Origin of the sequence: Sinimarinibacterium flocculans (assembly GCF_003201205.1) — a bacterium.
Lineage (GTDB): Bacteria > Pseudomonadota > Gammaproteobacteria > Nevskiales > Nevskiaceae > Solimonas > Solimonas flocculans.
In genome coordinates this window covers 80,152-105,598 of the sequence record NZ_QICN01000009.1, presented here as the reverse complement: position 1 = coordinate 105,598, position 25,447 = coordinate 80,152, and the positions used below count along the sequence as shown (strand labels likewise).

Genomic DNA, 25,447 nt, shown 5'->3' with positions numbered 1-25,447 from the left:
CTCCTGTCTTCTTACTCCATCGTCCTAGCCCATTCCTCTGCGGTCAGGATAGGCTGCGAGATAGCGCCGCGCATCGAAAGCAGATCCGCGTCGCCAGTAACCAACGCATCGACCTGTGCGACATGCGCCAGGACCAGAAAAACCTGGTCCTTCTCGTCCCGACACTTAGGTAGATCGGGCCATTGCGCCGGCAGTTCCACGACTTCCGCATACGGCAGGAAGTCCGCCAGCAGTTCCTGTTGCTCCTGCGCAGTCAGCCTGAACTTCGGGTAGGCCAGAACGCGCAAAAGTTCGCTGACCGTGTGCTTGCACACCAGTGGCTTCAATCGCCCCTGCTGCCAAGCCTGGCGAACCCAGGCAAGCCGGCCCGCATGGAAGACCAGCGCCGAAAGCACGATGTTGGTATCCAGGACGACCCTGGGCATCAGCGGCGCGACCAGGCGACAGCGTCCTCCACATCCTGCTCGGTGATGCCGAGTGATTCCAGCTTGTCGCGCACGGCGTTGGCCTTCTGAACGCGGACGGGCGTCAAAACAATGCGCCCCCCTTCGACCGTCACTTCGAAGTATTCCGCGGCATCTACGCTCGACACGGCCGCCTTTGGCAGCGTGATCTGATTCTTGGACGTCAACTTGGCCAGCATCTTCATATCCTCGCTGAGGTCTTCGCTTTGTAATGAAATCTTACTTCCTTACTATTGCATCGACAAGGGCGGCACTCGCTGAGGACCAATTTGTTTTGTTTAATAGACTTTTAAATCATAAATATATCTATTATTCACACTATGGAGGCACGCTTCAGAAGACTCGCAGCCTGAAATCCGTTTCCGACCACATGCAGAGACAACAACGCTTCCGGGGATTTTGACGTTGAACGCACCGATCCGCCTACCTGGACCAACGCTCGCTGAGAGATTGGAAGGGCTGACCGTACTCCTCGCGGACAATGCGGGATTGCCATTTGGGCTTCACGCAGAACTCCACCCCTATCTCGGCGGAAACGCCGATCTCGACATCCGCTGCTTCTTCCCGACACAACGCCATCCAGAACCCGAAACAGACGGCATAGACCTGGCAAAGGTGTTTCGCTGGGCAAAACTACGCGAACGCGATTTCCACAGCGGACTGTATGAATCCCTCGAGTTCGGCGACCTTCAGAACGTCCGATACCGCTCACAGGGTATTGGGACGATTCTGGTCAACGCGACCCTGATGTGCGCAGCACCGCTACTGCAAAGCAGCGCAACGACACGCGGAAAGTTCAGCGACGAGGAGGGCGTGGGTCGCCGCACAAGCTTCTATGCCGGTTACGGCTTCCCCCACCAGTCGTTTCGCACCACCTTTTCAAGTATCCATCCAAGGCCTCCCAACCCGCGCCGACGTTTTTCCGTGGCCCTCCCCGACTTGAATGAATGGAAGGCCGGCTCCCAACACAGCATCGCGCACTCCGTGGCAACGTTCGCTTGCGCCGATTGGATCTCGTTTGCGACGCCAGCCCCTCCGTTTGGCGAGGCGATGGAGTGGTTCTCACTGGCGCCGCGGCGCCAGCACAACCGAAACCGCGAGTGGAAGCGCACGTCCTTCAGTTACCTCTCAGACATCGAGTGGAAGCGCTTTCCATTCCTCGAAGAACGCGAATCGCCTTCCGGGCCCAACTACTGACACTGCGGCAAGACGGATAGCGCAGTATCCGATTCATGGCTGCCTGCGGCTGATTCTCCTGCTGTGATGCCCCTGCCGATGGTTCGCATGCCGCGAACCCTCTAGTCGCCCGCCAGGCGACACCTGCGGCAGCATCGTCCGGCGCCATGCAGGCGCAGCTGCAACTCGTCGACCAGCCAGCACGAGTTCCCGGACTTGTTGTTCTCCCCGATGGGGCATTCGTGCCCCCGGCCCGGATGCCCTTTTTCTTCCACCCAGGAGCATCCGTTCTTCAACACCAGATCGTCCGGGCGGCGCATCCGCCCGACTCCGATGGATGCTCCGCGTTCCAGGAGCATTGACATGGGCATGGACGTCTTTGGAAAAGCCCCGACCTCTGAACAGGGCACGTATTTCCGCAACAATGTGTGGTGGTGGCATCCCTTGTGGCAGTACTGCGAGGAGATCGCCCCCGATCTCATCCCCCCAGATAACCTCGGCCATTCGAATGACGGCTGGGGTCTTGGCAGCGACGACGCCATCGCATTGGCCGATCGTCTCGCGAGCACACTGGCTTCGGGCGAAACGGAGCGGTACGCAAAACGCTACGTGGCATATCTCGAAACACTGCCGCCACAGCGCTGTGACATCTGCGGCGGCACCGGCAAACGCGCCGAACCGCCGCAGATCGGTCCAGGTCCGCTGAACTGCAACAGTTGCAGCGGCGCCGGCACGGTCCCGCACTTCGACACGCACTATCCGTTCTCAATCGAGAATGTGCGCGAGTTCGAAGCGTTTCTTCGTACCTGCGGCGGATTCGAGATCTGCTGATGCTCTGGCACATAGGCGCGGACGCCGTTACCGGCTCCGCGCCTATGTGCTGTCTCTCCCCGCAACCATCCGCTACCCCTGACCACAATCGGACTTGGATCAACCCCGTATTGGCTGTGGTTCGGAAAAACGCGTTGGCCTATAACCCGAAAGGCCAAAGGGCTGAAAGGACCAAGGGAATGGACCTCAAGGGGAAAGGCCCTACCCCAAAGGGCCAAAAGGCTCTCCTGAGCAGCCTGCCATTCGGGGTTCGCCATGCTCTCGCTGTTCCAGCGCAAACGGGTGCCACCATCCAGCGCCACACCTTCCACTCCCTTCACCGAGACACCCAAAGGGCTGACACGGCCGGAGTCGGCCACGTCGCTGCTGGCAACGCCGCGCCGACAGAAGCTGCTGAAACACATCTGGCAGCGCACCTCGCTCTCGCGCCAGCAGTTCACCATGCTGTACCTCGCCCCGCTGGAGCGCTACGCCGATTTGGTTCAACAATTCCCGGCCTCCGAGAGCCATCACCACGCGTATCCGGGGGGTATGCTGGACCACGGCTTGGAGATCGTCGCCTACGCGCTGAAACTGCGACAGTCGCATCTGTTGCCCGCCGGCGTCACGCCGGAAGCGCAGGCCGTTCAGGCCGAGGCTTGGACCGCAGGTACGGCCTATGCGGCATTGCTGCACGATGTAGGCAAGATCGCCGTCGACCTGCACGTCGAGCATGCCGACGGCAGCGTCTGGCACCCATGGCACGGCCCGCTGCGACGGCCATATCGCTTTCGCTACCGCAAGGACCGCGAATACCGGCTGCACAGCGCCGCGACCGGACTGCTCTACACCCAGATACTTGATCGCGCGGTCTTCGACTGGCTCAGCGGCCATCCCGATCTATGGACCGCCCTGTTGTACGTGTTCGCCGGCCAGTATGAGCATGCCGGCACGCTGGGTGAACTGGTCAGGCGGGCCGACCAGGCTTCGGTCGCGCACGAACTCGGCGGCGATCCGGGCAAGGCCCTGACCGCACCCAGGCACGCATTACAGCGCAAGCTGCTCGACGGCCTGCGCTACCTGCTACGGGAAGAACTCAAGCTCAACCAGCCACAGGCTTCCGACGGCTGGCTGACCCAGGACGCCCTCTGGCTGGTGAGCAAGACCGTCTCCGATAAGCTGCGCGCACATCTGCTGTCACAAGGCATCGACGGCATCCCGGCGAGCAACACGGCTGTCTTCAACGTGCTGCAGGACCACGGCATTGCATTGGCTACGCCGGACGGCAAGGCGATTTGGACGGCCACCGTGACCAACGGCACCTGGTCGCACAGCTTCACCTTCCTGAAACTATCACCCGCAATGATCTGGAACGCTTTCGATCGCCCCCCGCCCTTTTTAGGCAGTGTGCGGATCAACCCGGAAGAACCGACGACGACGCTCCCCGAAGACGCACGCAAGGACCGCGAGAAACCCGCCTCCGCGATCACCGTTCCCGTCCCTGCAACACCCGAAGACAATGGCGCCGAATCACTGCTTGGTCTGCTCGATACACCCTTGCCCGCAACTGCGGCTCAGCTACTTCGGCCCACAGCCGCACTTCAGCCGGCATCGTTGCCGAACAACGAAGCAGACGGTACGAGACCAGCCCAAGAAGTGGACCAAGACAATGCCTCATCGCATGACGCACATTTCCTTGCGTGGCTACGCCGGAGCATTCGAACGCGCAAACTTATCATCAACGACACCAAGGCATTGGTACATACCGTCGCCGGTTCAGTCTTCCTGGTAAGCCCTGGCCTCTTCCAGCGCTATGCGCAGGAGCATCCGGAAATCGCCCTGACAGCCCGGCGGAAAGATCTTACCGACTGGCAATGGATCCAGAAGCGCTTCGAGCGCGAAAAGCGACACAGGAAGCACCCGAACGGGCACAACATCTGGACGTGTGGAATCGTAGGTCCACGGAAAAGTCGTCGCCTACACGGCTATCTTCTGATCGATCACGCCTGTGTATTTGACGATCTGCCGCCCGACAATCCCTACTTGACCTTAGACGCAGTATGGGCTGCCGCGGAAACTCCGTGGACTCCAGTGTTCGACAGAAAACTTTCTGGACGGCGCCAGAACGAATCGCCTTGACCATTGCTTTGCTTTCCTGCGCTTCGGGATGCTGGTGCTCATGTGTGTTTCCGGGCACATGGCACCCGCATGGCAGTACTACAAGTCAGACATATCTCGTCCCATTGACTGTGTGCTCACCTGTCGTCGAATGGAGATCTCGACGGATGAAGATCAATTCCGCCATTTCGGCGTCTCTGAATTCATCGCGAAGACGCTATGGATTCAGAGACGCAGGCTGGGCAGCGCACGCGCGTTCCAATGGGGAAGTGCTCCGCGCAGCGAGGCAACCAGGCCAGTGCGTCATTGACCAGAGATGTCCGCGCGGAACGTTCGATCCAGCCAATCGGTATCGCACCCGGATTCCCGGGCAGGCCGATCAACAGAGCCCGCCCATGCCGCGCCGCGTACACCGGCTTTCCCGGCTTCTGCGCCACGTGCCAGAACAGGCGTTCGGCGTCAAGCCGCTCGGCTGAGGGCCGGAATCGACTCGACCGCGCCGAGGGGACAACTGTCAACAGGCCCTAGTCGAGCACCGCGACCGCCTTCACCTGAACCCAGACTGGCATCCCCACCTCCAAGCCAAGCTGCCGCCAGGAACGGTCGGTGATCTGCGCCAGCAGGCGCAGGCCGTGAACATCCAACCCCACCAGACACTGCCCCGGCTGGAAGGGCGCACAGCCGGCAACCCTTCCCTGCAGCAGGTTCAAAATGCTGCTCTGCGCCGGCCGCTGCCGCACAAGGCTGAGGTCGCGCGCCTGGATGCGCAGGCGCAACACGTCGCCGGCCGTCGCCGAGGATCGTGTCACCCACAACCGCCCGTCATCGCCGAAGCGCAGTTCGCTGAGATGATCGCCCTCGTCGTGGCCCAGCACCTGCGCCCCGAACACCACGCAGGGATCGCGCCCCAGTTGGCCGGGCAGGTCCGGCCGTTCCAGCAGCCTCGCCAGCGGACCCTGCGCCTGAACCTGCCCGGCGTCGATCAGCACCAGGTGATCGGCCAGGCGCAGCACCTCTTCGGTGGTGTGGCTGACGTAGATCGCCGGGATCTCCAACCGCGCGTGCAGCCGCTCCAGGTAGGGCAGGATCTCCGCCTTGCGGCTGGCGTCCAGCGCCGCCAGCGGTTCGTCGAGCAGCAGCAGCTTGGGCGCCGTCAGCAACGCGCGGGCGATGGCAACGCGCTGGCGTTCGCCGCCGGACAGTGTCTCGGGATAGCGGCCGAGCAGGCCACCGATGCCGAGCAGCGCGACGATGGCCTCGCGATCCACCGACGCCGGCCGGCCGGCGCGACGAAAGCCATAGTCGAGATTGCCGCGCACGCTGCGGTGCGGGAACAGGCTGGCCTCCTGGAACACGTAGCCGAGCGCGCGCTGATGCACCGGCTGGAAATGGCCGCGCGCCTCGTCCTGCCAGACCTCGCCGTTGACCGCGACATAGGCACCCGCATGGCGCTCCAGCCCCGCCAGCGCGCGCAGGCAGGTGGTCTTGCCCGCTCCGGACGGACCGAACAGTGCCGTGATGCCCCGCCCTGGCAGGTCGAGATCGACTTCCAGCGAGAAGTCCGCGCGCCGCGCCGCCATCCGCAGGCGGATGCCATCGGCGCTCATCCGAAGGTTCGCAGGCGGGGATTGAAGACGTAAAGCACCAGCAGCACCAGGAAAGAAAAGATCAGCAGCACACCGGCCAGCCCGTGTGCAGCGGCGTAGTCAAAGGCTTCGACGTGGTCGTAGATCCGCATCGATACCAGCCGTGTCTCGCCCGGAATGTTGCCGCCGATCATCAGCACTACGCCGAACTCGCCGACAGTGTGCGCGAAGCCGAGTACGGCGCCGGTCAGAAAGCCAGGCCGCGCCAGCGGCACGACCACGGTCAGGAAGCGGTCCAGCGGTCCGGCGCGCAGCGTCGCGGCGACTTCCAGCGGCCGTTCGCCCAGAGATTCGAAGGCATTGCACAACGGCTGCACAACGAAGGGCAGCGAGTAGATCATCGACGCCACGATCAGCCCCTCGTAGGTGAAGGGCAGCAGGCCGATACCGATCGCTTCAGTCACCTTCCCCAGCGGCCCCTGCGGCCCGAAGGCGATCAGCAGGTAGAAGCCCAGCACCGTCGGCGGCAGTATCAGCGGCAGCGCCACGACGGCCTGCGCCGGACGCTTCCACCACGAGCGGCTGCGTGCCAGCCACCACGCTAGCGGCGTACCGATCAGCAGCAGAAGCAGGGTGACGGTCGCCGCCAGTTTCAGCGTCAGCCACAGTGCGGCGAGATCGTCGGCGGGTAGCATGTCCCTCCCTTTACTCGACTGCTTCGGCCTCCAGCAGTGTTTCGACTGTTTCGGCCTCCGGCAGTGTATAGCCGTAGCGTTCGAACACAGCATGCGCCGCCGGGGAGCCGATGTAGGCTGCGAAGCGGTGGGCCAGCGCGTTGTCCGCAGCGCGACGGGTGACGATGAACCCCTGGTCCAGGGGCTCGTGCAATGTCTCCGGAATCAGCGCGTAGCCACCCTTGTCGGCGAGTTGCGGCACCAGCGCCTGCGCCAGTGCGATGATGCCGATCTGCGCGCTGCCCGATTCGACGAACTGCGCGGTCTGGGCGATGCTCTCGCCGTAGACCATGCGGTCTTCGATGGCATCCCAGATGCCCGATGCACGCAGCGCCTCCTCGGCACGCATGCCATAGGGCGCATGGCGCGGATTGGCGATGGCGATGCGCTGGAACTCGGGCCGGGCGAGGTCCTGCACGCTGAGCGCGCTGGCGTCGACGGTGGCGCTCCACAGCACGATGCGGCCGCGCGCGTAGATCTTGGGCGTCGACCCGGCGTGCCCGTCCTCGGCCAACTGACGCGGGAAATCGGTGTCAGCAGAGAAGAACAGGTCGAAGGGCGCACCCTGGCGAATCTGGGTTTGCAGGGCACCGGAGGCACCGTAGACCGGCTCGACACCGGCATCAGGATGCTGGGCGCGGAACTCCGTGACCAGCACATCCATCGCCGGCTTGAGGTTGGCGGCGGTGGCGATGAGCAGCCGCTCCTGCGCTTGGGTAGTGCCTGCCAGCAGCAGAAGCAGGATGAACGCCGCAGGACGAAAGCCAAGTTTTTGGAACATGTCGCTACTCCTTGCCGGAGGATGGCAGTGTCAGGTCGAGGGAGCGGGAGGGACCCGGCCGATGAACTCGATGCGGCCGGAACCGAATGCCGGTGTCGTCGCGTCCGCCAGCGGCAGGAACCGCAGAATAGGTAACGGCGTAGCAATACTGGTATGTCATCCAAGCACTCTCGGCAGGAGGACTGCATCCTTACAAGGTGATGGCGTTGTTGCCAGTATCGTTATGTAACATGTTACATAACGACATGAGCGCAAATCAATTCGGACGGGATGACTCAGCTATAGCCCCCCGCGTGCGGCTTGCCGGGTCGGCAGACTTCGATCAGGTGCACAAGGCTGGGTAGGATGGCCGCCAGCGTTTCAGTCGCGCCGCCACGCGAGCCGGGAAAGGTGACGATCAGGCTTTTCCCGGCATAGCCCGCGACGCCGCGCGACAGCGCCGCATAGGGTGTGCGCCGCTGGCCGAAGGCACGCGCGGCTTCCATCAGGCCAGGCAGGGCTTGGCTGAGATAGGGCGCGACGGTTTCCGTCGTCTGGTCGCGCGGGCTGACGCCAGTGCCACCGACGGTGATGATCAGCGCAACATCCGACGCGAGTGCCGCATCAACCTGCGCCCTGAGTTGCGCCGGCTCATCGGGAATAACGTCGTAACCCACCGGCGCGAAACCGGCAGCCGCGAGTGCCTGTTCGACCGCGCGTCCGGCAGTGTCCGGTTTGCGACCCGCGGCCACGGTGTCGGACAGCACGATCACCCTGGCATCCGCGGCAACCCGAAGTTTGCGGCCAAACTGCGACTTGCCGCCGCGCTTGTCCTCGAGGTGCGTATCGGTAATGCGCAGTTCGGCGGGCCGGCAATGCGGTTTGAGCATGTCGTAGAGCGTCAGCGCCGCGAGGCTGGCGGCGGTGAGCGCCTCCATCTCTACACCTGTGGGACCGATGGTCTCGACGGTGGCGATGATCTTCACCGAGATTCCGGCCAGTTCGTAATCGATGTCCGCGCGATAAATGGGCAGCGGATGGCACAGAGGAATCAGTTCATCGGTGCGCTTGGCGGCGAGGATGCCGGCGACGCGCGCGGTTTTCAGCGCATCGCCTTTCTCGGTATCGCCATTGCGCAGCCGCTCAATGCAATCCGCGGGCGCGTGCAGCACACAGGAAGCGCGCGCGCTGCGCCGGGTTTCGGGTTTGCCGCCGACGTCTTTCATGCGTGGGAGTGGTGGTGGGCATGAAGATGCGGCTCGCCGAGTTCCGGATTGATGCAGCAACCGTCCACGAAGGCGCTGCTGCCGTCGGCGTAGAACTCCTCTTTCCAGATCGGCACACGATGCTTGACGGCATCGACCACGTAGCGGCAGCCGTCGAAGGCTTCGGCGCGGTGCGCAGCGCGGGTCACGCAGTAGATGGCGACGTCGCCGATCTCCAGCATCCCGACGCGGTGTACGACGCGGCAGTACGGCAGGCCGAACCTGGCTCGCGTCTCGACCTCAATCTCGCGCATCAGCCGTTCGGCCAGCGGCGCGTAGGCGGAATAGCGCAGGCGCAGCACACTACGGCCCTCATGGTGGTTGCGCACCGTGCCGCCGAAGATGGCGAGGCCGCCACAGTCGGGGAACGGGCCTTCGGCAAGGAGGGATTCCAGTGCCAGTGGTGATTCCGAAAGCGACACGGCTCACCCCCCGGCCACGGGCGGCAGCAAAGCCACCGTCATGCCGTCTTCCAGTGCCGAGTTCCGCCGCGACATGATCTGGTCGCCCACCGCGCAGGCGGCGCGCCCCAGCGCTTCGGCAGCATCGGGAAAACGCTCGCCCAGCACCGCGATGGCATCGCCCAGCGTGGCGGCGTCATCGGGCAGATTGAGAGTGAGCGGGTCTTCCTGACAGCGGCGGGTCAGGCCGCCGTAAAAGGCAAAGGTGATCTTCATGCTGCTCTACGACTCCTGAATTCGTCTGCTGTTGCCATCCCCGGCACGGCATCGTCTCTCGATCAACCGGCCCTCCATGGCCGTGCGTTCGCCATGCCTGCAAGCAGGCATGGCTCACCCACCTATTCCGTACATGAGCACGGGCCGCTCCACCGGCCCCGGCTGCGCGGCATAGCCGGCCTGCTTGTGCCACACGGCATTGCGCAGGATCTCGGTGAGCGCGGCATCGTCATCCCCGGCGCGCATCCTTGCGCCCAGCGGCGTGCCGGTCTTGGCGAACAGGCAGGTGAACAGTTCGCCGGTCGCGGTGAGGCGAATGCGGTCACAGGTGCCGCAGAACGGGTTGCTGACGGTGGCGATGACACCCACGCGATCCTGCCCGTCGATACGGTAGCGGGTCGCCGGCTCACTGCCGCGCGGCAGGGCCTCAACCGTATGGCGGGTGCGCAGCGTGGCGAGGATGTCCGCTTCCGTCACCACGTCTTCACGCTGCCAGCGACCCGGCTGGTCCAATGGCATGTATTCGATGAAACGCAGCGCCAGACCGCGCGCCAGCGCCCATTCGGTGAGCGGCAGAATCTGATGTTCGTTGCGACCGCGAATCAGCACGGTGTTGAGCTTGACCGGCAGCCCCGCTGCACGGGCGGCGTCGATGCCCGCCATCACCGGCGCGATGCCACGCCCGGTCAGCGCCTTGAAGACATCGGCATCAACGGCGTCGAGACTGATGTTGAGATCATCCAAGCCAGCGTCGCGCAGCGGTCGTGCGAACATGCCCAGACGCTCGGCGTTGCTGGTCATCGACAGGCGTTCCAGCCCCTCGTCGCGCAGGCTTTGCAAGTCGTGGACGATGTCTAGCACGTCCGCCCGCAGCAGCGGCTCGCCGCCGGTAAGGCGGATGTTAGTGATGCCGTGTGCCACCGCCAGCCGGGACAGCCGCAGCAGTTCCGCCCGCGTGAGCAGCGTCGCCTTCGGCAACCACACCGGATGCGTCGGCATGCAGTAGCTGCACCGGAAGTTGCAGCGGTCGGTAAGAGACAGCCGCAGCTTGCGCTTCACCCGCCCGTGTTGATCACTCAGCATGCCGCGCGCGTCGTAAGAACGTGGCGTGGGGATCTCGGCAGGTGCGGTGGCAGTGAGCAAACAGGTATTCCGATCAATCACAAAGAGTCTCTACGTTATACATCAGTCGACATAACGCGTCATCCGAGCGAGCCTCCAGTCGTGCCCAAACCACCCACGCGCACCGATCACGGTGCAATCCAGTTTCTCGCTGATGGCAGGCGAGGAAAGCCTTGGCGGGCGCGGCCGCATCGAACTGCTGGAGCGCATCGCCGAAGCCGGCTCGATCCGCCAGGCAGCGAGCCGCCGGGGGCACCAACACGATGAAGATTCTCGACGGATGAAAATCAATTCCGCCATTTCGGCATCTCTGAATCCATTGCGAAGACACGATGGATTCAGAGACGCAAGCTCAAGCAGCGCACGCGCGTTCCGACGGGGAATTGCTCCGCGGAACGAGGCAACCAGGCCAGTGCGTCCGCGACGGACAGATTGGAGATCATGTGCGAATTCTGGCGCGGCAGCGGCTCAAGGCCGAGGCTGCCATCCTCGCCGATGCGCCTGCGCACCCGCAGCCAGGTATCGCGCTGGGGATCACCTGCCGCTGCGGCCAGCAGGAAGCCGACCTGCAATGCGGCGGCGTGATCGGCCTCCGCTTCCAGGCAGCCGAGGACACGGGCGACGAAGACCGCCAGATTGACCAGAACCGAACCCGGATTCCCGGGCAGGCCGATCAACAGAGCCCGCCCATGCCGCGCCGCGTACACCGGTTTTCCCGGCTTCTGCGCCACGCGCCAGAACAGGCGCTCGGCGCCAAGCCGCTCGGCTTCCGGCACGATCAGGTCCCGATCGCCCACCGATACACCGCCAGCGCTGAGCACCAGGTCGGCCGAATCGAACGCCCGGCGCAGCGCTTCGCTGACCACCGCTTCACGGTCCGGCACCGCTTCGATCTCGGGGTCCGGATAGCCGTTGCGCCGCAGCCAGGACGCGATCAGCGGCCCGTTGGCATCGTAGACCTCGCCCAGGCGAAGCGTCCGCCCGGCGGGCACGATTTCGTCGCCGCAAACCAGCACGCGGACGCGTGGAGCCGCATGCACGCGTACCCGGTCGATGCCGGCGGCTGCGAGCATGGCGATGCGACCGGCGTTGAGACGCTCGCCGCGCCCGATCATCAGCGTACCGGCACACAGTTCCTCGCCACGGCGGCGGATGTCCTGCCCCACCGGCACCGGCCGCGCAACCACCAGGGACTCTCCCTCGCGCTCGACCCATTCCTGTGCGACGACCGCATCCGCTCCCTGCGGAATCATGCCGCCGGTGTAGATGCGGGCGGCGGTTCCGGCGTCGAGTGCCGGCACGGCCGCAAGGGTGCCGGCCGCGATCGTTCCACCCAGTGGAAGGCGCGCGGGCCAGTCCCGGATGCCGGCGACGCTCAGGGCGTATCCGTCGACGCCACTCTGGTCGAAAGGCGGCAGATCGCAGGCGGCATGCACCGGCACCGCGGTGACACGGCCCAGCGCCGAAACCAGCGGCAGGCTGGCCGCCGGCAGCGGCGCGCAGGCGGCGTCCAGCCGTGCCCAAGCGTCTTCGATCGTAAGCATGCTCATGTGTAGCCTCCCTCATGCGGCCGGGACGTGCGGCAGACGTCCAGCAGGTGGACCAGCCCGGGGAGCACGGCGGCGAGCGTTTCCTCGGCGCCCCTGCGCGAACCCGGGAAGGTAGCGATGAAACTGCCGCTCGAAAGACCGGCGGCGCCGCGCGGCAGCATGGCGTAGGGCGTGCGCGCCTGACCGAACGCGCAGGCAGTTTCCATGAAGCCGGGCAGCGGCGTGGTGATCAACCGCTCGACCATATCGACCGCGCAATCACGCGGTCCCGTGCCGCCGACGGTGAGCACGCAATCGGTGCCCTGCGGCTCGCCGCCGGTAAGGCGGATGTGAGTGATGTCGTGTGCCACCGCCAGCCGGGACAGCCGCAGCTTGCGCTTCACTCGCCCGTGTTGATCACTCAGCATGCCGCGCGCGTCGTACGAACCTGGCGTGGGGATCTCGGCAGGTGTGGTGGCAGTGAGCAAACAGGTATTCTGATCAATCATTAAAGAGTCTTTACGTTATACATACATAAGTCGACATAACGTTTCATCCGAGCGAACCTCCGGCCATGCCCAAACCACTCGCGCGAGCACCGATCACGGTGCAATCCAGTTTCTGGTTGATGGCAGGCGAGGAAAGCCTTGGCGGGCGCGGCCGCATCGAACTGCTGGAGCGCATCGCCGAAACCGGCTCGATCCGCCAGGCAGCGATCTGCATGGGCATGAGCTATCGCTCCGCTTGGGGCGCGGTGGAGCTGATGAACCGCCGCGTCGGCGTCACTCTGGTGACGCGACTCACCGGCGGTCGTGGCGGTGGGGGCGCGATCCTCAGCGCCGACGGTCTGGCACTTGTGAAGGCGTACCGGCGGCTGGAAGCCGAACACGCCCGCCAGGTAGCGCGTCTCAACACCCGCGTTCAGGCTCTGCTCCAGGGCGAATAGAGCGGGCTGCCCGGCCACCGCCTCGCGCAACGCGCATTTCCTTGCGTGGCTACTCGAAGTATCCGGACGCCCATGCTCATCATCTGCCGGGCGTGGGCTACTTGCCGACGATGACATCCGATGCCTTGATGATCGCGGTGACGTCGTCGCCGACGCCCAACGCCAGGTCATCGGCGGCCTCATTGGTAATCGACGATGTGATGTGGATGCCGTGGCCCACGTCGATGCGAATGGTCGTGGTCACGGCTCCCTTGGTGATCTTCTCGATCTTGCCCTTGAGGGCGTTGCGGGCACTGAGTTTCATGAAAGCCTCCTGGTTTTGTGACAATGGATCATGGATCACTGATCATGCCGATGCGGTGCTTGACGATGGCGACCGGCTCGCATCGGGACCTGCTCAGTGGGCACTGTATTCATGCAGACGATCGCCGCCTGCGGCATGCAGGCTCGCATTGAATGAAATGATGATGCGATCGAGCGTCCCGGCGTAAGGCAGCGCCTGATGCGCCAGCCAGGAAGGAAAGATGGTGAGCTGCCCCGGCACCGGTTCAACGTCGCGATGCGGCGGTTGCAAGTAGGCGTTCGCCACATCGACAAACGCGCCGCCCAGCACGCCGAATGGAGGACCGTAGAACCGCGTGACGCCATTGGCCGGCCCGTAGACCGGGTGACGGATGCGCTCCTGGGGATTGTCGACCTGGACCACATAGACGCCGGACCAGGAGCAATTGCCATGCGTATGCACGTCGTGGAAGGCACCGCCGTTGCTGCATTGGAACCACATGCCCTTGATGGCGACTTCCAGACGAAGCCCTTGCGCCGGCCAGAAGCCGGTGTTGGCCTGCTCCGCAGTGTCACGAATGCGTTCGACGACGAACCGGACGAACGGTTCCCATCCCTTGAGCTTGGTACGCTGCAGGAGATCATCGTCGCTTGCGAAGAAACTTCCGGGGGCCTGCCGCCGCTGCTCCAACTGCTCCGCGCGAATGGCCTCAAGCTCCCGGGCGAGCGAATCATTGAATTCCGATATGCCAGCCAGCCGGTAGACGCCCAGCGGCGTGGGCCACAGGCCGTGGAAGCCTGGCCCGAGTTCCATGTCACTCATTCCACCTCCAGTAAGGCCTTCTGACGGTTACCAAATCTCGCGCTGAAATCGCCTTGCCGCCCTATCGTCCGGGAAAGAGGCGACGTCAACGCGATGCCCTCCGACTGCCCCGCTTGAAAGGCACACGCCTCGAGTGGCCTGCGCCTGCCACCGCTCAACGAATGACGATGCCCGAAGTGGGCATTGTTCTTTCGCGAACAAGCTGTTCGGGCCATTCCGCTGCTCTCGACCGTGCCTGCCAGACTCATCCGCTGAGACGGATGCCACCGATCCGTATCGGCGGCCCGGAGGTCGCATGCGTCTTGAGCAGGTCGTGGAGAGACAGCGCGGCAACCGCGACGGCGGTCAGCGCCTTCGCGTCGACGCCCGCCCCGGATGGGCCTTCGACATCCGCAACCAGATCGACGCCCTCGTCAAAGATGTTTGTGTGCAGGTCGGCACTGAGCACGGCGGCGGTGTCGCAGTACGGCAGCAGTTCGGACGTGCGCGCGACCGCCGCGAGGGCGGCGTGGCGCGCCACTTCCAGCACCCCGCCCTCGCGGACGCGAACGATGGCTGCCGGAGGCAGCCGGATGAAGCCGACCGCCCGCGCCTTGCACGGCGCGGGCGGTTCCGGTGCGACGTCACGCATGCGCGCTCACCACGGCGACGGGAGGCTCAGAAGTACCAGCCTACGCCGACGCCCAGCAGCAGCGGATCGATCGACAGGTCGGTGACCGTGGCGCCGCCCGCCTTCACGTCGGTGGACATCCTGACCTTCTTGACGTCGAGGTTCAGCGTCATGTTCTTGCTGATCGCGAAATCGAGACCGAGCTGGTAGGCGAAGCCGAAGCTGCTCTTGTCGACATCGAGACTGCCGTCCGCGAGGTCGGCGTCCATGAAGCGCGTGTAGTTGAAGCCGACGCCGGCATAGGGCTTGAAGCCGTTGGCCAGCGGCAGGTGGTACTGCAGCGTCAGTGTCGGCGGCAGGTGCTTCACCGATCCGATCCTGTCGCCGCCTACGGTCACGTCGTGCTTCTGCGGATAGGTCAGGATCAGCTCGACGGCCAGGTTCGGCATGAAGAAGTAGCTGATGTCCACTTCCGGGATGGTCTTGTTGGAGACGTCCGCGTCGATGTCGGGACTGGTGCTGACATCGGGCGCGATGTGTACCGCACGCACACGCACGAGCAGCGAGGAATCGGCGGCGGCCGCCGTGCCGAGGAAGCCGCAGAGCAGCGCGGCCGGAACCGCAAGACGAACGAATGACATTTACTCTCCTCCTTATTGCCGGGACGACCGGGTCGCGGACTGCGCCCTGCATACGCCCTCGGGGGTTTCACCGCGAAATTTGGGGATGCCGTCTACGCCTCCCGGAAGGTCCAGGACACGAGCAACAGGCCAGCGGCCATGCCGGCCACCATCCAGATCAGGAACACGGCGGCAGGCCACGGTCCCGGCAGGCCGCCGCCGAGCTGTGCGGCCGGCGCATGCGCCAGCGCCATGCCGGCGAGCATCGCGACATGCGCCGCGAGCCGGTCCCTGCGGCGGCAGCGCGCACGCCGCACGTGCATCCACTCACCGCACTGGCATGCTGCGATCATCGCCACGCAGGCATAGGGCATCTGCGCGAGGGAACTCCAGGCGCCGTCGAGCCAGCCGGGCGATCCGGAGCGGCACAGGCTCAGCAGCGGCACCAGGCCGGACGGATGATCGAAGCTGAGGCCGATGAGCATGCCGAGCGCGCCGCTGAGCAGCATCCGGCACGCGGTCTGCAGGCGCGGATCGCTGCCCGGCGCGGCCGCGCCCTGCACCAGCGGAGCGCCGAGCGCGATGCAGGTCAGCGCCAGCCCCGTCCACGCCGCCGCACCGCGCAGTCCGAGCAGGCCGGCAGCCACGACCGCGCAGGCCGCGACCATCGCCCACGGCACGAGCGCCTGCGGCCAGGCCGGCGGCGCGATGGCGTCAGCCGAGCGCATCGGCGAGCGCCTCCCAGGCCAGTGTGAGGCAGCGGTGGCGCGCGGAACGCTCGCGCAGCAGCGCCAGCGGCGCGAGCGCGTCCGGCGGCGTCCATGCCGCGTCGCCCTCGGCGACCCAGCGCCGGAAGTCGGCGCACAGCGCACGCACCTCGGCAAGCGGTCGGCCATGGACGAGTTCCGTCATCATCGACGCCGACGCCTTGCAGACATTGCAACTGCGCTCCTTGAACGCGATCTCGCGCAGCACGTCGCCGTCGACCACGAGCGACACCGACACTGAGTCGCCGCAGAGCGCGTTGCTGCCGGAACCGTGATGCGTCGCCGCGTCGAGATCGCGGCGGTTGCGCGGATGCCGCGCGTGTTCCAGCAGCGCGGCGTGGCGCGGGTCCGCCGCCGGTGCCGGCCGCAGGAACGGCTGCGCGCTCATCGCAGCGCTCCGCGCGCGTATTCGAGCGCATCGACCAGCGCGTCCACGTCCTCGCGCGTGCTGTACGCGGCCAGGCTCGCGCGCACGCTGCCGGGCTCGCCGAGCCAGTCGTGCAGCGGCTGGCAGCAGTGATGGCCAGCACGCAGGCAGACGCCGCGGTCGCCGCAGGCGGCGGCGACGTCGTGCGGATGCAGTCCGTCGAGCTGGAACGAGAAGATGCCGAGCCGGCCGTCGGCGCCCGACGGCCCGTGCAGCCGCAGGCCGCGCACGGCGCGAAGACCGTCGAGCAGATGGCGGCGCAGCGGCGTGCCGTCCATGCGCGCCGGGTCCGTGCGCCGCCAGTGCGTCACGAACCCGGCCGCCGCGGCCATGCCGAGCACGCCCGGCAGGTCCGGCGAACCGGCCTCGAAGCGCTGCGGCGGCGCACGCCAGCGCGACGCCGCGGCAAAGCCGGCTTCCTCGACCATGCCGCCGCCGACGAGCAGCGGTTCCATCTCCGCGAGCCGGTCGCGGCGGCCCCACAGCAGGCCGATGCCGGCCGGCCCGTACATCTTGTGCGCCGACAGCGCGAGGAAGTCGGCGCCCATCGCCTGCACGTCGAGCGGCAGGTGCGCGGCCGACTGCGTGGCGTCGACCAGCAGCGCGGCGCCGGCCGCATGCGCGAGCGCGCCGATTTCAGCGACGGGATTGATCGTGCCCAGCACGTTGGAGACGTGGACGACGGCGACGAGGCGCGTCCTCGCATGGATGTAGCGGCGCGCCGCGTCGAGATCGAGACGCCCTTCGCCGTCGAAGCCGACGACGCGCAGCCGTGCGCCGCAGGCCTGCGCGACGCGCTGCCAGGGCAGCAGGTTGGCGTGATGCTCCATGCGCGTCACGCAGATCTCGTCGCCGGCGCGCAGGCGCGGACGCAGCCAGCCTTCGGCGACGAGGTTGATGCCGGCGGTCGCCGACGGCACGAACACCGCTTCGTCGTCATGCGCGGCGCCGACGAAATGCGCCATCGTCGCGCGCGCGGCCTCGTAGGCTTCGCTGACCTGCTCGGCGAGTGGATAGAGGCCGCGGTGGACCGGCGCCGTGAACGTTTCCATCGCGTGCCGCACCGCATCGATCACGGACTGCGGCTTCTGCGTCGTCGCGGCGCTGTCGAGATAGCGCAGGCCGTCCCAGGCCGCGCTCGCGAAGCACGGGAACTGCGCGCGGAATGCATCCACGGCAGGGGTCGCCAGCCGCTGCGCGGCCGCGCTCATGCCGTCTCCGCCGCCTTGCGCTTCGCCGACGGCGCCTCCGGCTCCGTTTTTTTCAGCTTGCCCGAGCCGCCGCGCCGCGTCATGACGATCTGCGCGATGACGGACAGTGCGATCTCCTCCGGCGTGCGCGCGCCGAGGTCGAGGCCGGCCGGCGCCATCACGCGTGCGAGCGCCGCCTCGCCGACGCCGAGATCGCGCAGGTACTGCAATACGAGCCGCGCGCGCTTGCGGCTCGCGATCAGCGCGATGTAGCGGGCCTGCGACGCCAGCACGCGCTGCATCGATTCGTGATCGCCCTTGTGCTGCGTCGCGATGACGACGTAGTCGTCGGCGATCGGATCGAGCTGCTCGTAGTCGAGGTCGTCGGTGATGATGCGCTGCGCGGCCGGGTACTGCTGCGCCGTCGCGCCGGGATCGTTGACGATCACTTCGAGCCCGATCGTGTCGCCGAATGCGCACAGCACCTCGGCGACGCGGCCGTGGCCGAGCAGCCACAGCCGCGGCTTCGGATTCACCGGATCGACGAACACGCGCATATGTCCTCCGCAGGGCATGCCCGCGCCAAGTACCTCGTCGTCGAGGTCGATCTCGAGCACGGTCGGCTCGCCGCTTTCGATGCACTGCAGTGCGGCGCTGCACGCCGCCGACTCGGCGCAGCCGCCGCCGACCCAGCCGAAGACGACGCGGCCCTCGTCGTCGATCACGGCCTTCGCGGAGGTCTTCGCCGACACCGAGCCGACCGTCTCGACGACGGTCGCGACCGCGTACGCCCTGCGCTGTGCGTTGAACTCCGTGAGGAGCCTGAGCATGGTCTCGTTCATCAGGCGGCCCTCTCCGCTGCGGGCGCCGCACCGGCATGTGCGAACCGGGCCGCGAGCGCCGCGTAGTCGTCCGGTGTGTCGAGGTCGGTCACGCAGTGCGCGTCGCGCATCGCCAGCGTCGCGACCGCCTCGGGATGGCGTTCGATCAGATGCCGGCAGCCGAGGTTGTGGCCGGCGACGATGGCCTCGCGGTGCGGATACGCCATCACGATCGGGTTGCCGCGCCGGCTCTCGAAGGTCGGCACGAGGATCGAGGCCCTGCCGAGCCGGGCGAAGGCCGCGAGCAGCATCGTTACGTCGCCGGATTCGAGCAGCGGCAGATCCGCCGGACAGACGACGATGCCGTCGACCGCTCGGTGCAGCGCGCGCACCCCGCAATTGACGGAAGTCATCTGGCCATCGCGATAGTGAAGGTTCTCGACGAACCTCGCGCCGCATTCGGCCGCGGCCGGCGCGAGCGCAGCGCGCACCGCCCCGGCTTCGTGCCCGAGCACGACGACGAGATCATCGGGATCGCAGCGCGCCAGCGTGCGCATCGTGCGCGCGGCGAGCAGCTCGCCGTCCAGCCGCAGCAGCAGCTTGTTCGCCGCGCCCATGCGCCGCGACTCTCCGGCGGCAAGCAGCACGGCCGAGAACGAACTCATCGCGCGGCTCCAGGCTTTGGCGCGGCGCCGCAGCAGTCATGTGCGCCGGCGTCCGGCGCGGCCGGGCTGCCGGCATCCACCACCTTTTCGGCCTTCGCAGCCCTGACGGCAGGCGCGGTGCGCCGACGCGCGGCGACGAGCCCGGCAACGATGGACAGCGCGATCTCGCCGGCGCTCACCGCACCGATCTCGACGCCGGCCGGTGCGTCGATCGAATCGACGCGCGCGGGATCGCCGCCGGCATCGAGCAGGCCGGCCTTCAGCTTCGCGGCCTTGCGGCCGCTGGCGACGAGCGCGAGATGGCGCGGCTGCAGGTCGAAGGCCGCCCTCAGCGCAGCGGCATCGCTGAAACCCTGCGTCGCGACGACGGCGAAGTCCGCATGCAAACCGTCCTGCGTCCAGCCGTCGACGACGCGCACCGCCTGCGGCGCGGCATCCGGCGTCAGCCCCGGGCACGCGAGCGTCACCGCGAAGCCGACCTGCACGGCGAGCGGCGGGATCGCGAGCGCGACCGGCGACGCGCCGAACACCAGCAGCGCCGGCTTCGGCACGACCGGTTCGACGAAAATCTCCAGCGTGCCGCGGCTCGAACAGGTCATCGGGAATTCGAGCGTGCCGTCATCCTCGCGCACCGCGAGGTCCGGTGCGATGCGCACGAGGAACGGCCGGTCCTCGGCAATCGCGCGCTTCGCGACGCGCCGCACCGTCGGCTGCGCGCAGCCGCCACCGATCCAGCCATGCATCGTGCCGTCGTCGAGCACCAGCGCCTTGGCGCCGGGCTTCGCCGACGTCGGCGCGACGCAGCGCACGACGGTCGCGAGCGCGAACGGCTGCTCGCCGAGGCGCAGCCTGCGGGCCTCCTCGTCGAGATCGATTCCGGGCGGCATGAAGCTTCCCATCGTCAGCACCTCCTCAGCAGCGGCTCGAGCGCGATCAGGCTTGCGAGGTCGTGCGCGGGCGCGAACGCGTCCAGGTACGGCAGTGCGAGCTGCATCGCGCGGGCGCGCGGCGCGTAGCCGTCGCGTCCGAGCAAAGGATTCAGCCAGTACAGGCGACGGCAGCGCGGACGCAGCGCCTGCAGTGCGCCTTCGAGCACGGCCGGCTCGGCGGTGTCGAGGCCGTCGCTGACCACGATCAGGCTCGTGCGCCCGCGGAACAGCTCGCGGCCGTACCGCATCAGCAGCGTTTCGAGCGACGGACCGATGCGCGTGCCGCCGGACCAGCCTTCCGACAGCGCCGCGAGCCGCGCCGCCATGCGCGGACCGGTCGGCTCGTGCAGGCAGTCGCCGATGTCGACGAGCCGCGTGTGGAACGCGAACACGCGCAGCCGCGGGAACACCGTGCATAGGCCGCGCGCGAAGCGCAGCATGAACATCGCGTACGGGTTCATCGACGCGCTGACGTCGATGACCAGCGCGAGCCGCGGCTGGCGCGGCCGGCGGCGGCGCAGGACCAGGCGCAGCGGCTCGCCGGCAGTCGGCAGCGCGCCCCGCAGCGTGCCGGCGAGATCGATCTTCAGTCCCCTGTGGTGGCGGCGCAGCCGCGCGCCCAGGCGGCGCCGCATGCGGCGCGCGACACGCTCCGCGAGCGCCTCCATCGCGCGCTGCTCGGCGGCGTCGTGCAGCCGGCGGAAGTCACGGCGCTCCAGGCTCTCGGCGCGCGACGGCAGCGCCTGCAGCGGGGCGCCGTCACGATCCTGCGCGGCCTCGTCCGCCGTATCCGCGCTGCCGGGCGGCACCGGCGCGCCGCGCGCGGCATCGGGCGCCGCCTGCGCGAGTTCGCCCGGATCGACCGGACGCCGTTCGCTCGCAGCCGGCTGCACGGTCTCGCGCAGCCGGCTGCGGCGCCGCGTCGCGAACCAGTAGTGATCGTAGAGTTCGTCGAAGGTCTTCCATTCGCGGTGGCTGCCGCACAGCAGGCTGCGCATGCGCCAGCGCGCGAGCCGCGGCTCGAGCAGTCCGCCCTCGCCCAGCGTGCGCAACACGTCGGCCGATTCCTGGAGTCCGTGGCGGAAACCGTTCTCGCGCAGCGCACGCACGAAACCCGTGATGCGCGCGGCGAGATCGTGATCGAGATGGGAAGCGGTGGCGTTCATGCCGGGCTCACGCGACCTTCGCGAGCAGGCGCTCGACGGTATCGGCGCCCAGCGCTCCGCGGTCCTCGCGCGTCTTGATCAGGCAGGACAGCGTCTCCAGCACACGCTCGGGCTCGTCCTGCAGCTTCTCGGTCTTGAAGCCGGTGAGCGCCGCCGCCCAGTCCAGCGTCTCGGCGATGCCGGGCTTCTTGCGCAGCTCGATCTGCCGCAGTTCCTGCACGAAGCCGACGATCTGCCCGGCGAGCGCCCGGCCGACGTCCGGCACGCGCGTGACGACGATCTCGACCTCGCGCTCGTGCGACGGGAATTCGAGGTAGTGGTAGAGGCAGCGACGGCGCAGCGCGTCGCTGAGCTCGCGTGTCGCGTTGCTCGTCAGCAGCACGGCCGGAACCGTCTTCGCCCGGATCGTGCCGAGTTCGGGGATGCTGATCTGGAAGTCCGACAGCACTTCGAGCAGATAGGCCTCGAACTCCTCGTCGGCGCGGTCGATCTCGTCGATCAGCAGCACCGGCGCCTGCTCGCGCGTGATCGCGCGCAGCAGCGGGCGTTCGAGCAGGTGCACCGACGAGAACAGATCCTCCTCGCGCAAGGCGGCCGCGCGTTCCGGCGACGCGGCCTCGGCGAGCCGGATCGCCAGCAGCTGGCGCTGGTAGTTCCAGTCGTAGACCGCCGAGTGCACGTCGAGACCTTCGTAGCACTGCAGGCGGATCAGCTCGCAGTCGCGCGTGCCGGCTAGCGCCTTTGCAAGCTCGGTCTTGCCGACGCCGGCCTCACCCTCGATCAGCAGCGGTCGCCGCAGTTGCTGCGCGAGCGCCAGCGTGCACGCCAGGCTGGTGTCGGCGATATAGCCCTGGCGCTGTAGCGCAGCGCGCAGTGCCTGCATCGATGCGGCGGCCTCGCTCATGCTTCGCCCGCGCTCAGGTCGAGCCAAAAAGGCGCGCGAACCAGTTGCGGATCACTGCGAACATCAGCGCGAACGCGCTCAGCTCCTTCGGCTGCAGGGCGACCTTCGCGGAAGCCTCGGCGACGGCCTTGTGGTCGGCGATCGGTTCGCCGAGCTCGGCCTGCGCAGCGATCGCGCGGTTCGCGAAGTTCTCGGCGAACTGCTTGAGGATCTGCTCGGACACCTGCTCCATCATGCGGCCGCCGAAGTTCGCGAACTTGCCGGTGACGGCGACCGTCGAAGCGCCGCGCAGTTCGCAGTGGCCGGCGTCGATGGCGACGATCCGTGAGTCGAGCTCCATGCTCGCACCCGAGGTTCCCTTGTTGTCCTGGCCCTTGCCGAGCAGGCGCATTTCCATCTTGTCCGGGTCGAGTCCGAGCACGTCGATCTGGCCTTCGAAGGCCGCGCTCGCCGGACCCATCTTGACCTTGACCGTCCCCTTGTACTGGTTCGGTCCGACCTCTTCGGTGATGTCGGCGCCCGGCATGCAGCCGGCGACCGCGCGGATGTCCGACAGGACGTGCCACGCCGCCTTCGAGGGGGCTGCGACCGGGAACACCTTTTCGAGCTTGACTTCCAAAAGCGGATCTCCGTTTCGTTGTGGTGAGCGCTATGCGCGCTGATCGAGGTTCAGCGTGTGGATGGTCTTCCACACCGTGCTCGACTTGTACGGCATGTTCAGATGCGTGACGCCGGCATGCGCGAAGGCGTCGATGACCGCGTTCGAGAACGCCGAGACGCCGCCGACGTGCGGCGATTCGCCGACGCCCTTCGCGCCGATCGGGTGATGCGGCGACGGCGTGACGGTGAAGTCGGTCTCGTACCTGGGCGTCTCGACCGCGGTCGGGACGAAGTAGTCGAGCAGGCTCGCGCCGAGCAGGTTGCCGGCCTTGTCGTACGGCAGCTCCTGGCCCATCGCGACTGCGAAGGCCTCGGTCAGGCCGCCGTGGATCTGGCCGTCGATGACCATCGGGTTGATGCGCGTGCCGCAGTCGTCGAGCGCGTAGAAGCGGCGCACCTTGACCTCGCCGGTATGGCGGTCGATGTCGACGACGCAGAGATACGCGCCGGACGGATAGGTCATGTTCGGCGGGTCGTAGTACTCGACCGCTTCGAGGCCCGGTTCCAGGCCCGGCGGCGTCCTGTTGTACGCGGCCCAGGCGATCTCCTTCATCGTCTTCGCCTGGTCGGGCACGCCCTTGACGACGAAGCGGTCGATGTCCCATTCGAGATCGTCCTCGGCGACTTCGAGCAGGTGCGCGGCGATCTTCTGCGCCTTCGCGCGGATCTTGCGGCCGGCGCGCGCGGCGGCGGCACCGGCGGTCGGCGTGGAGCGCGAGCCGTAGGTGCCCAGGCCATAGGGCGCGGTATCGGTATCGCCCTCCTCGATCATGATCGACTCGGACGGGATGCCGACCTCGGTCGCGAGGATCTGCGCATAGGTCGTGCGGTGGCTCTGGCCCTGGTCCTTGGTGCCGAAGCGCGCGATCGCGCTGCCGGTCGGGTGGATGCGGATCTCGCAGCTGTCGAACATGCCGACGCCGAGGATGTCGCAGATCTTGGTCGGGCCGGCGCCGACGATCTCGGTGAACGTCGACAGCCCGATGCCCATCAGCTCGCCGCGCTTGCGCTTCTCTTCCTGCTCGCGGCGCAGGGCGGCGTAGTCGCAGACCTCCATGACCTTGCGCAGGCCGGCCTCGTAGCTGCCGCTGTCGTACTCCCAGCCGAGCGCGGACTGGTACGGGAACTGTTCGGGCTTGATGAAGTTGCGCAGGCGGATCTCGGCCTTGTCGAGGCCCATCTTCTGTGCGAGCACGTCGATCATCCGCTCGATGACATAGGATCCTTCGGTCACGCGGAACGAACAGCGGTAGGACACGCCGCCCGGCGTCTTGTTCGTGTAGACGCCGTCGACGGTGACGTGCGCGGCCTTGATGTCGTATGAGCCGGTACAGATGTTGAAGAAGCCGGCCGGCCATTTCGTCGGGTCGGCGCAGGAGTCGAAGGCGCCGTGGTCGGCGAGCACGTAGAAGCGCGCCGCCTGGATGCGGCCGTCCGCGTCGGCGGCGAGTTCGCCGGTCATGTGGTAGTCGCGGCCGAAGGCGGTCGCGGCGAGATGCTCGACGCGGTCCTCGATCCACTTGACCGGCTTTCCAAGCACGATCGACGCGACGATCGAGCAGACGTAGCCCGGATAGACGCCGACCTTGACGCCGAAGCCGCCGCCGATGTCCGGCGCAACCACGTGGACCTTCGACTCGTCCAGGCCCGACAGCAGCGAGACCACGGTGCGCACGACGTGCGGCGCCTGCGAGGTCACCCAGACCTTCAGTTCGCCGTTGACCTTGTCGAACGAGGCCACCGAACCGCAGGTCTCCAGCGGCATGCCGTGGTTGCGTGGATACCAGATCTGCTCCTTGACGGTGACCGGCGCCGTCTCGAACACGCGGTCGGTCTCAGCCTTGTCGCCGACCTCCCAGGTGAAGATGTGGTTGTAGTGCTTGCGCTTGCCGTGCGCACCGGTGTCCTTGCCGTCGAGGTCGGGGCGGATCACGGGCGCGTCGGGGTCCATCGAATGGAACGGATCGGTGATGCTCGGCAGTTCCTCGTATTCGACCTTGACGAGGTCGACCGCGTCGGCGGCGATGTAGCGGTCGTCGGCGACGACGAACGCGACCTCCTGGTACTGGAAACCGACCTTCTCGTCGGCGAGCACGGCCTGGACGTCGCCGGCCAGCGTCGGCATCCAGTGCAGCTTCAGCGGCGCGAGGTCCTTGGCCGTCAGCACCGCGCGTACGCCGGGCAGCGCGAGCGCCTTGGAGGTGTCGATCGACTTGATCCTTGCGTGGCCGTACGGGCTGCGCACGAAGTCGGCGTGCAGCATGCCCGGCAGCTTGACGTCGTCGACGTAGTTGCCCTTGCCCTGGATGAAGCGCGCGTCTTCCTTGCGCTTGCGGCCGCAGCCGATGCCGCCGAGCTGGTCGATCCGCGCCTGCTGGTCTTCGAGGATGCCCATG

The 25,447-nt window shown here is 66.8% G+C and carries 29 protein-coding genes; 4 read left to right on the top strand and 25 right to left on the bottom strand.

Annotated elements, in window-relative coordinates; translation table 11 throughout:
- Positions 1 to 11 precede the first annotated feature (11 nt).
- Together C8D93_RS15465 and C8D93_RS15460 are read right to left on the bottom strand one after the other, a co-directional pair.
- A complete protein-coding gene (locus C8D93_RS15465; protein WP_110266118.1) occupies positions 12 to 425 on the bottom strand; it encodes a putative toxin-antitoxin system toxin component, PIN family in 414 nt (137 codons plus the stop codon).
- On the bottom strand, positions 425 to 643 hold the full coding sequence (locus C8D93_RS15460; RefSeq protein WP_110266221.1) for an AbrB/MazE/SpoVT family DNA-binding domain-containing protein: 219 nt from the start codon (positions 641 to 643) through the stop codon (positions 425 to 427). The genes C8D93_RS15465 and C8D93_RS15460 overlap by 1 nt, the downstream gene beginning before the upstream one ends.
- Before the next feature lie 226 nt (positions 644 to 869).
- Between C8D93_RS15460 and C8D93_RS20470 the strand changes: the two genes are divergently transcribed.
- From C8D93_RS20470 to mobH, 3 genes are all read left to right on the top strand, one after another.
- Positions 870 to 1,661, top strand: coding sequence for a hypothetical protein (locus tag C8D93_RS20470; RefSeq protein ID WP_146216627.1), 792 nt, complete (start codon positions 870 to 872; stop codon positions 1,659 to 1,661).
- A gap of 342 nt (positions 1,662 to 2,003) precedes the next feature.
- The gene (locus tag C8D93_RS15450; protein ID WP_110266116.1) at positions 2,004 to 2,471 is read left to right on the top strand and encodes a hypothetical protein; all 468 of its coding nucleotides are present in this window, start codon (positions 2,004 to 2,006) and stop codon (positions 2,469 to 2,471) included.
- Positions 2,472 to 2,726: 255 nt separating this feature from the next.
- Complete coding sequence (gene mobH, locus C8D93_RS15445; protein WP_110266115.1) at positions 2,727 to 4,589, top strand: MobH family relaxase; 1,863 nt, start codon at positions 2,727 to 2,729, stop codon at positions 4,587 to 4,589.
- Between the two features lie 503 nt (positions 4,590 to 5,092).
- Here the strand turns inward: mobH and modC are convergent.
- The 9 genes from modC to C8D93_RS15400 form a co-directional block, all read right to left on the bottom strand.
- The gene (gene modC / locus C8D93_RS15440; RefSeq protein WP_110266114.1) at positions 5,093 to 6,175 is read right to left on the bottom strand and encodes a molybdenum ABC transporter ATP-binding protein; all 1,083 of its coding nucleotides are present in this window, start codon (positions 6,173 to 6,175) and stop codon (positions 5,093 to 5,095) included.
- A complete protein-coding gene (gene modB / locus C8D93_RS15435; protein ID WP_110266113.1) occupies positions 6,172 to 6,849 on the bottom strand; it encodes a molybdate ABC transporter permease subunit in 678 nt (225 codons plus the stop codon). The genes modC and modB overlap by 4 nt, the downstream gene beginning before the upstream one ends.
- Before the next feature lie 10 nt (positions 6,850 to 6,859).
- Positions 6,860 to 7,669: a molybdate ABC transporter substrate-binding protein gene (gene modA / locus C8D93_RS15430; protein WP_110266112.1), complete on the bottom strand. Its 810-nt coding sequence runs from the start codon at positions 7,667 to 7,669 to the stop codon at positions 6,860 to 6,862.
- A gap of 275 nt (positions 7,670 to 7,944) precedes the next feature.
- Positions 7,945 to 8,874, bottom strand: coding sequence for a bifunctional molybdenum cofactor biosynthesis protein MoaC/MoaB (gene moaCB, locus C8D93_RS15425; protein ID WP_110266111.1), 930 nt, complete (start codon positions 8,872 to 8,874; stop codon positions 7,945 to 7,947).
- Entirely contained in the window at positions 8,871 to 9,335 is a 465-nt protein-coding gene (locus tag C8D93_RS15420; protein WP_110266110.1) for a molybdenum cofactor biosynthesis protein MoaE, read from the bottom strand. The genes moaCB and C8D93_RS15420 overlap by 4 nt, the downstream gene beginning before the upstream one ends.
- A gap of 3 nt (positions 9,336 to 9,338) precedes the next feature.
- Positions 9,339 to 9,590, bottom strand: coding sequence for a MoaD/ThiS family protein (locus C8D93_RS15415; protein ID WP_110266109.1), 252 nt, complete (start codon positions 9,588 to 9,590; stop codon positions 9,339 to 9,341).
- Between the two features lie 114 nt (positions 9,591 to 9,704).
- Positions 9,705 to 10,733 (bottom strand): GTP 3',8-cyclase MoaA, encoded by a 1,029-nt coding sequence (gene moaA, locus C8D93_RS15410; RefSeq protein WP_245903929.1) that lies wholly within the window; start codon positions 10,731 to 10,733, stop codon positions 9,705 to 9,707.
- A gap of 317 nt (positions 10,734 to 11,050) precedes the next feature.
- Positions 11,051 to 12,262 (bottom strand): molybdopterin molybdotransferase MoeA, encoded by a 1,212-nt coding sequence (locus C8D93_RS15405; protein ID WP_110266107.1) that lies wholly within the window; start codon positions 12,260 to 12,262, stop codon positions 11,051 to 11,053.
- Positions 12,259 to 12,750 carry a molybdopterin-binding protein gene (locus tag C8D93_RS15400; RefSeq protein WP_110266106.1) on the bottom strand — a complete coding sequence of 164 codons (492 nt, stop codon included), beginning with the start codon at positions 12,748 to 12,750 and terminating at the stop codon, positions 12,259 to 12,261. Before C8D93_RS15400 ends, C8D93_RS15405 begins: the two co-directional genes overlap by 4 nt.
- Before the next feature lie 65 nt (positions 12,751 to 12,815).
- On the opposite strand from C8D93_RS15400, the gene C8D93_RS15395 reads away from it, so the two are divergent.
- Positions 12,816 to 13,187, top strand: a complete 372-nt coding sequence (locus C8D93_RS15395) for a winged helix-turn-helix domain-containing protein (RefSeq protein WP_110266105.1) — start codon at positions 12,816 to 12,818, stop codon at positions 13,185 to 13,187.
- A gap of 97 nt (positions 13,188 to 13,284) precedes the next feature.
- Here the strand turns inward: C8D93_RS15395 and C8D93_RS15390 are convergent, their stop codons facing one another.
- From C8D93_RS15390 to C8D93_RS15325, 14 genes are all read right to left on the bottom strand, one after another.
- Positions 13,285 to 13,491 carry a TOBE domain-containing protein gene (locus tag C8D93_RS15390; RefSeq protein WP_110266104.1) on the bottom strand — a complete coding sequence of 69 codons (207 nt, stop codon included), beginning with the start codon at positions 13,489 to 13,491 and terminating at the stop codon, positions 13,285 to 13,287.
- A gap of 93 nt (positions 13,492 to 13,584) precedes the next feature.
- Complete coding sequence (locus tag C8D93_RS15385; protein ID WP_211307379.1) at positions 13,585 to 14,292, bottom strand: putative 2OG-Fe(II) oxygenase; 708 nt, start codon at positions 14,290 to 14,292, stop codon at positions 13,585 to 13,587.
- Between the two features lie 244 nt (positions 14,293 to 14,536).
- The gene (locus tag C8D93_RS15380; protein WP_110266102.1) at positions 14,537 to 14,923 is read right to left on the bottom strand and encodes a cyclic pyranopterin monophosphate synthase MoaC; all 387 of its coding nucleotides are present in this window, start codon (positions 14,921 to 14,923) and stop codon (positions 14,537 to 14,539) included.
- A 26-nt stretch (positions 14,924 to 14,949) separates the two neighbouring features.
- A complete protein-coding gene (locus tag C8D93_RS15375) occupies positions 14,950 to 15,543 on the bottom strand; it encodes an OmpW/AlkL family protein (protein ID WP_110266101.1) in 594 nt (197 codons plus the stop codon).
- Positions 15,544 to 15,635: 92 nt separating this feature from the next.
- On the bottom strand, positions 15,636 to 16,250 hold the full coding sequence (locus C8D93_RS15370) for a hypothetical protein (RefSeq protein ID WP_110266100.1): 615 nt from the start codon (positions 16,248 to 16,250) through the stop codon (positions 15,636 to 15,638).
- On the bottom strand, positions 16,237 to 16,677 hold the full coding sequence (gene sufU, locus C8D93_RS15365) for a Fe-S cluster assembly sulfur transfer protein SufU (protein ID WP_110266099.1): 441 nt from the start codon (positions 16,675 to 16,677) through the stop codon (positions 16,237 to 16,239). Before sufU ends, C8D93_RS15370 begins: the two co-directional genes overlap by 14 nt.
- Positions 16,674 to 17,927 carry an aminotransferase class V-fold PLP-dependent enzyme gene (locus C8D93_RS15360; protein WP_110266098.1) on the bottom strand — a complete coding sequence of 418 codons (1,254 nt, stop codon included), beginning with the start codon at positions 17,925 to 17,927 and terminating at the stop codon, positions 16,674 to 16,676. Before C8D93_RS15360 ends, sufU begins: the two co-directional genes overlap by 4 nt.
- The gene (locus C8D93_RS15355) at positions 17,924 to 18,748 is read right to left on the bottom strand and encodes an XdhC family protein (RefSeq protein ID WP_110266097.1); all 825 of its coding nucleotides are present in this window, start codon (positions 18,746 to 18,748) and stop codon (positions 17,924 to 17,926) included. The genes C8D93_RS15360 and C8D93_RS15355 overlap by 4 nt, the downstream gene beginning before the upstream one ends.
- Complete coding sequence (locus tag C8D93_RS15350) at positions 18,748 to 19,392, bottom strand: nucleotidyltransferase family protein (RefSeq protein ID WP_110266096.1); 645 nt, start codon at positions 19,390 to 19,392, stop codon at positions 18,748 to 18,750. Before C8D93_RS15350 ends, C8D93_RS15355 begins: the two co-directional genes overlap by 1 nt.
- A complete protein-coding gene (locus C8D93_RS15345; protein WP_110266095.1) occupies positions 19,389 to 20,291 on the bottom strand; it encodes an XdhC family protein in 903 nt (300 codons plus the stop codon). Before C8D93_RS15345 ends, C8D93_RS15350 begins: the two co-directional genes overlap by 4 nt.
- Positions 20,292 to 20,293: 2 nt before the next feature.
- Entirely contained in the window at positions 20,294 to 21,487 is a 1,194-nt protein-coding gene (locus C8D93_RS15340) for a vWA domain-containing protein (protein WP_110266094.1), read from the bottom strand.
- A 7-nt stretch (positions 21,488 to 21,494) separates the two neighbouring features.
- Positions 21,495 to 22,391 carry an AAA family ATPase gene (locus C8D93_RS15335; protein ID WP_211307378.1) on the bottom strand — a complete coding sequence of 299 codons (897 nt, stop codon included), beginning with the start codon at positions 22,389 to 22,391 and terminating at the stop codon, positions 21,495 to 21,497.
- Positions 22,392 to 22,404: 13 nt separating this feature from the next.
- Positions 22,405 to 23,010 carry an SRPBCC family protein gene (locus C8D93_RS15330; protein WP_110266093.1) on the bottom strand — a complete coding sequence of 202 codons (606 nt, stop codon included), beginning with the start codon at positions 23,008 to 23,010 and terminating at the stop codon, positions 22,405 to 22,407.
- Between the two features lie 30 nt (positions 23,011 to 23,040).
- Complete coding sequence (locus C8D93_RS15325; RefSeq protein WP_110266092.1) at positions 23,041 to 25,446, bottom strand: aerobic carbon-monoxide dehydrogenase large subunit; 2,406 nt, start codon at positions 25,444 to 25,446, stop codon at positions 23,041 to 23,043.
- Between the last annotated feature and the right edge of the window lies 1 nt (position 25,447).

Excerpts from the sequence above, each read along its gene's own strand:
- C8D93_RS15465 (WP_110266118.1), bottom strand. The coding sequence starts at position 425 with ATGCCCAGGGTCGTCCTGGATACCAACATCGTGCTTTCGGCGCTGGTC.
- C8D93_RS15460 (WP_110266221.1), bottom strand. The coding sequence starts at position 643 with ATGCTGGCCAAGTTGACGTCCAAGAATCAGATCACGCTGCCAAAGGCG.
- C8D93_RS15450 (WP_110266116.1), top strand. The coding sequence starts at position 2,004 with ATGGGCATGGACGTCTTTGGAAAAGCCCCGACCTCTGAACAGGGCACG.
- mobH (WP_110266115.1), top strand. The coding sequence starts at position 2,727 with ATGCTCTCGCTGTTCCAGCGCAAACGGGTGCCACCATCCAGCGCCACA.
- modC (WP_110266114.1), bottom strand. The coding sequence starts at position 6,175 with ATGAGCGCCGATGGCATCCGCCTGCGGATGGCGGCGCGGCGCGCGGAC.
- modB (WP_110266113.1), bottom strand. The coding sequence starts at position 6,849 with ATGCTACCCGCCGACGATCTCGCCGCACTGTGGCTGACGCTGAAACTG.
- modA (WP_110266112.1), bottom strand. The coding sequence starts at position 7,669 with ATGTTCCAAAAACTTGGCTTTCGTCCTGCGGCGTTCATCCTGCTTCTG.
- moaCB (WP_110266111.1), bottom strand. The coding sequence starts at position 8,874 with ATGAAAGACGTCGGCGGCAAACCCGAAACCCGGCGCAGCGCGCGCGCT.
- C8D93_RS15415 (WP_110266109.1), bottom strand. The coding sequence starts at position 9,590 with ATGAAGATCACCTTTGCCTTTTACGGCGGCCTGACCCGCCGCTGTCAG.
- C8D93_RS15405 (WP_110266107.1), bottom strand. The coding sequence starts at position 12,262 with ATGAGCATGCTTACGATCGAAGACGCTTGGGCACGGCTGGACGCCGCC.
- C8D93_RS15400 (WP_110266106.1), bottom strand. The coding sequence starts at position 12,750 with ATGATTGATCAGAATACCTGTTTGCTCACTGCCACCACACCTGCCGAG.
- C8D93_RS15395 (WP_110266105.1), top strand. The coding sequence starts at position 12,816 with ATGCCCAAACCACTCGCGCGAGCACCGATCACGGTGCAATCCAGTTTC.
- C8D93_RS15390 (WP_110266104.1), bottom strand. The coding sequence starts at position 13,491 with ATGAAACTCAGTGCCCGCAACGCCCTCAAGGGCAAGATCGAGAAGATC.
- C8D93_RS15385 (WP_211307379.1), bottom strand. The coding sequence starts at position 14,292 with ATGAGTGACATGGAACTCGGGCCAGGCTTCCACGGCCTGTGGCCCACG.
- C8D93_RS15380 (WP_110266102.1), bottom strand. The coding sequence starts at position 14,923 with ATGCGTGACGTCGCACCGGAACCGCCCGCGCCGTGCAAGGCGCGGGCG.
- C8D93_RS15375 (WP_110266101.1), bottom strand. The coding sequence starts at position 15,543 with ATGTCATTCGTTCGTCTTGCGGTTCCGGCCGCGCTGCTCTGCGGCTTC.
- C8D93_RS15370 (WP_110266100.1), bottom strand. The coding sequence starts at position 16,250 with ATGCGCTCGGCTGACGCCATCGCGCCGCCGGCCTGGCCGCAGGCGCTC.
- sufU (WP_110266099.1), bottom strand. The coding sequence starts at position 16,677 with ATGAGCGCGCAGCCGTTCCTGCGGCCGGCACCGGCGGCGGACCCGCGC.
- C8D93_RS15360 (WP_110266098.1), bottom strand. The coding sequence starts at position 17,927 with ATGAGCGCGGCCGCGCAGCGGCTGGCGACCCCTGCCGTGGATGCATTC.
- C8D93_RS15355 (WP_110266097.1), bottom strand. The coding sequence starts at position 18,748 with ATGAACGAGACCATGCTCAGGCTCCTCACGGAGTTCAACGCACAGCGC.
- C8D93_RS15350 (WP_110266096.1), bottom strand. The coding sequence starts at position 19,392 with ATGAGTTCGTTCTCGGCCGTGCTGCTTGCCGCCGGAGAGTCGCGGCGC.
- C8D93_RS15345 (WP_110266095.1), bottom strand. The coding sequence starts at position 20,291 with ATGGGAAGCTTCATGCCGCCCGGAATCGATCTCGACGAGGAGGCCCGC.
- C8D93_RS15340 (WP_110266094.1), bottom strand. The coding sequence starts at position 21,487 with ATGAACGCCACCGCTTCCCATCTCGATCACGATCTCGCCGCGCGCATC.
- C8D93_RS15335 (WP_211307378.1), bottom strand. The coding sequence starts at position 22,391 with ATGAGCGAGGCCGCCGCATCGATGCAGGCACTGCGCGCTGCGCTACAG.
- C8D93_RS15325 (WP_110266092.1), bottom strand. The coding sequence starts at position 25,446 with ATGGGCATCCTCGAAGACCAGCAGGCGCGGATCGACCAGCTCGGCGGC.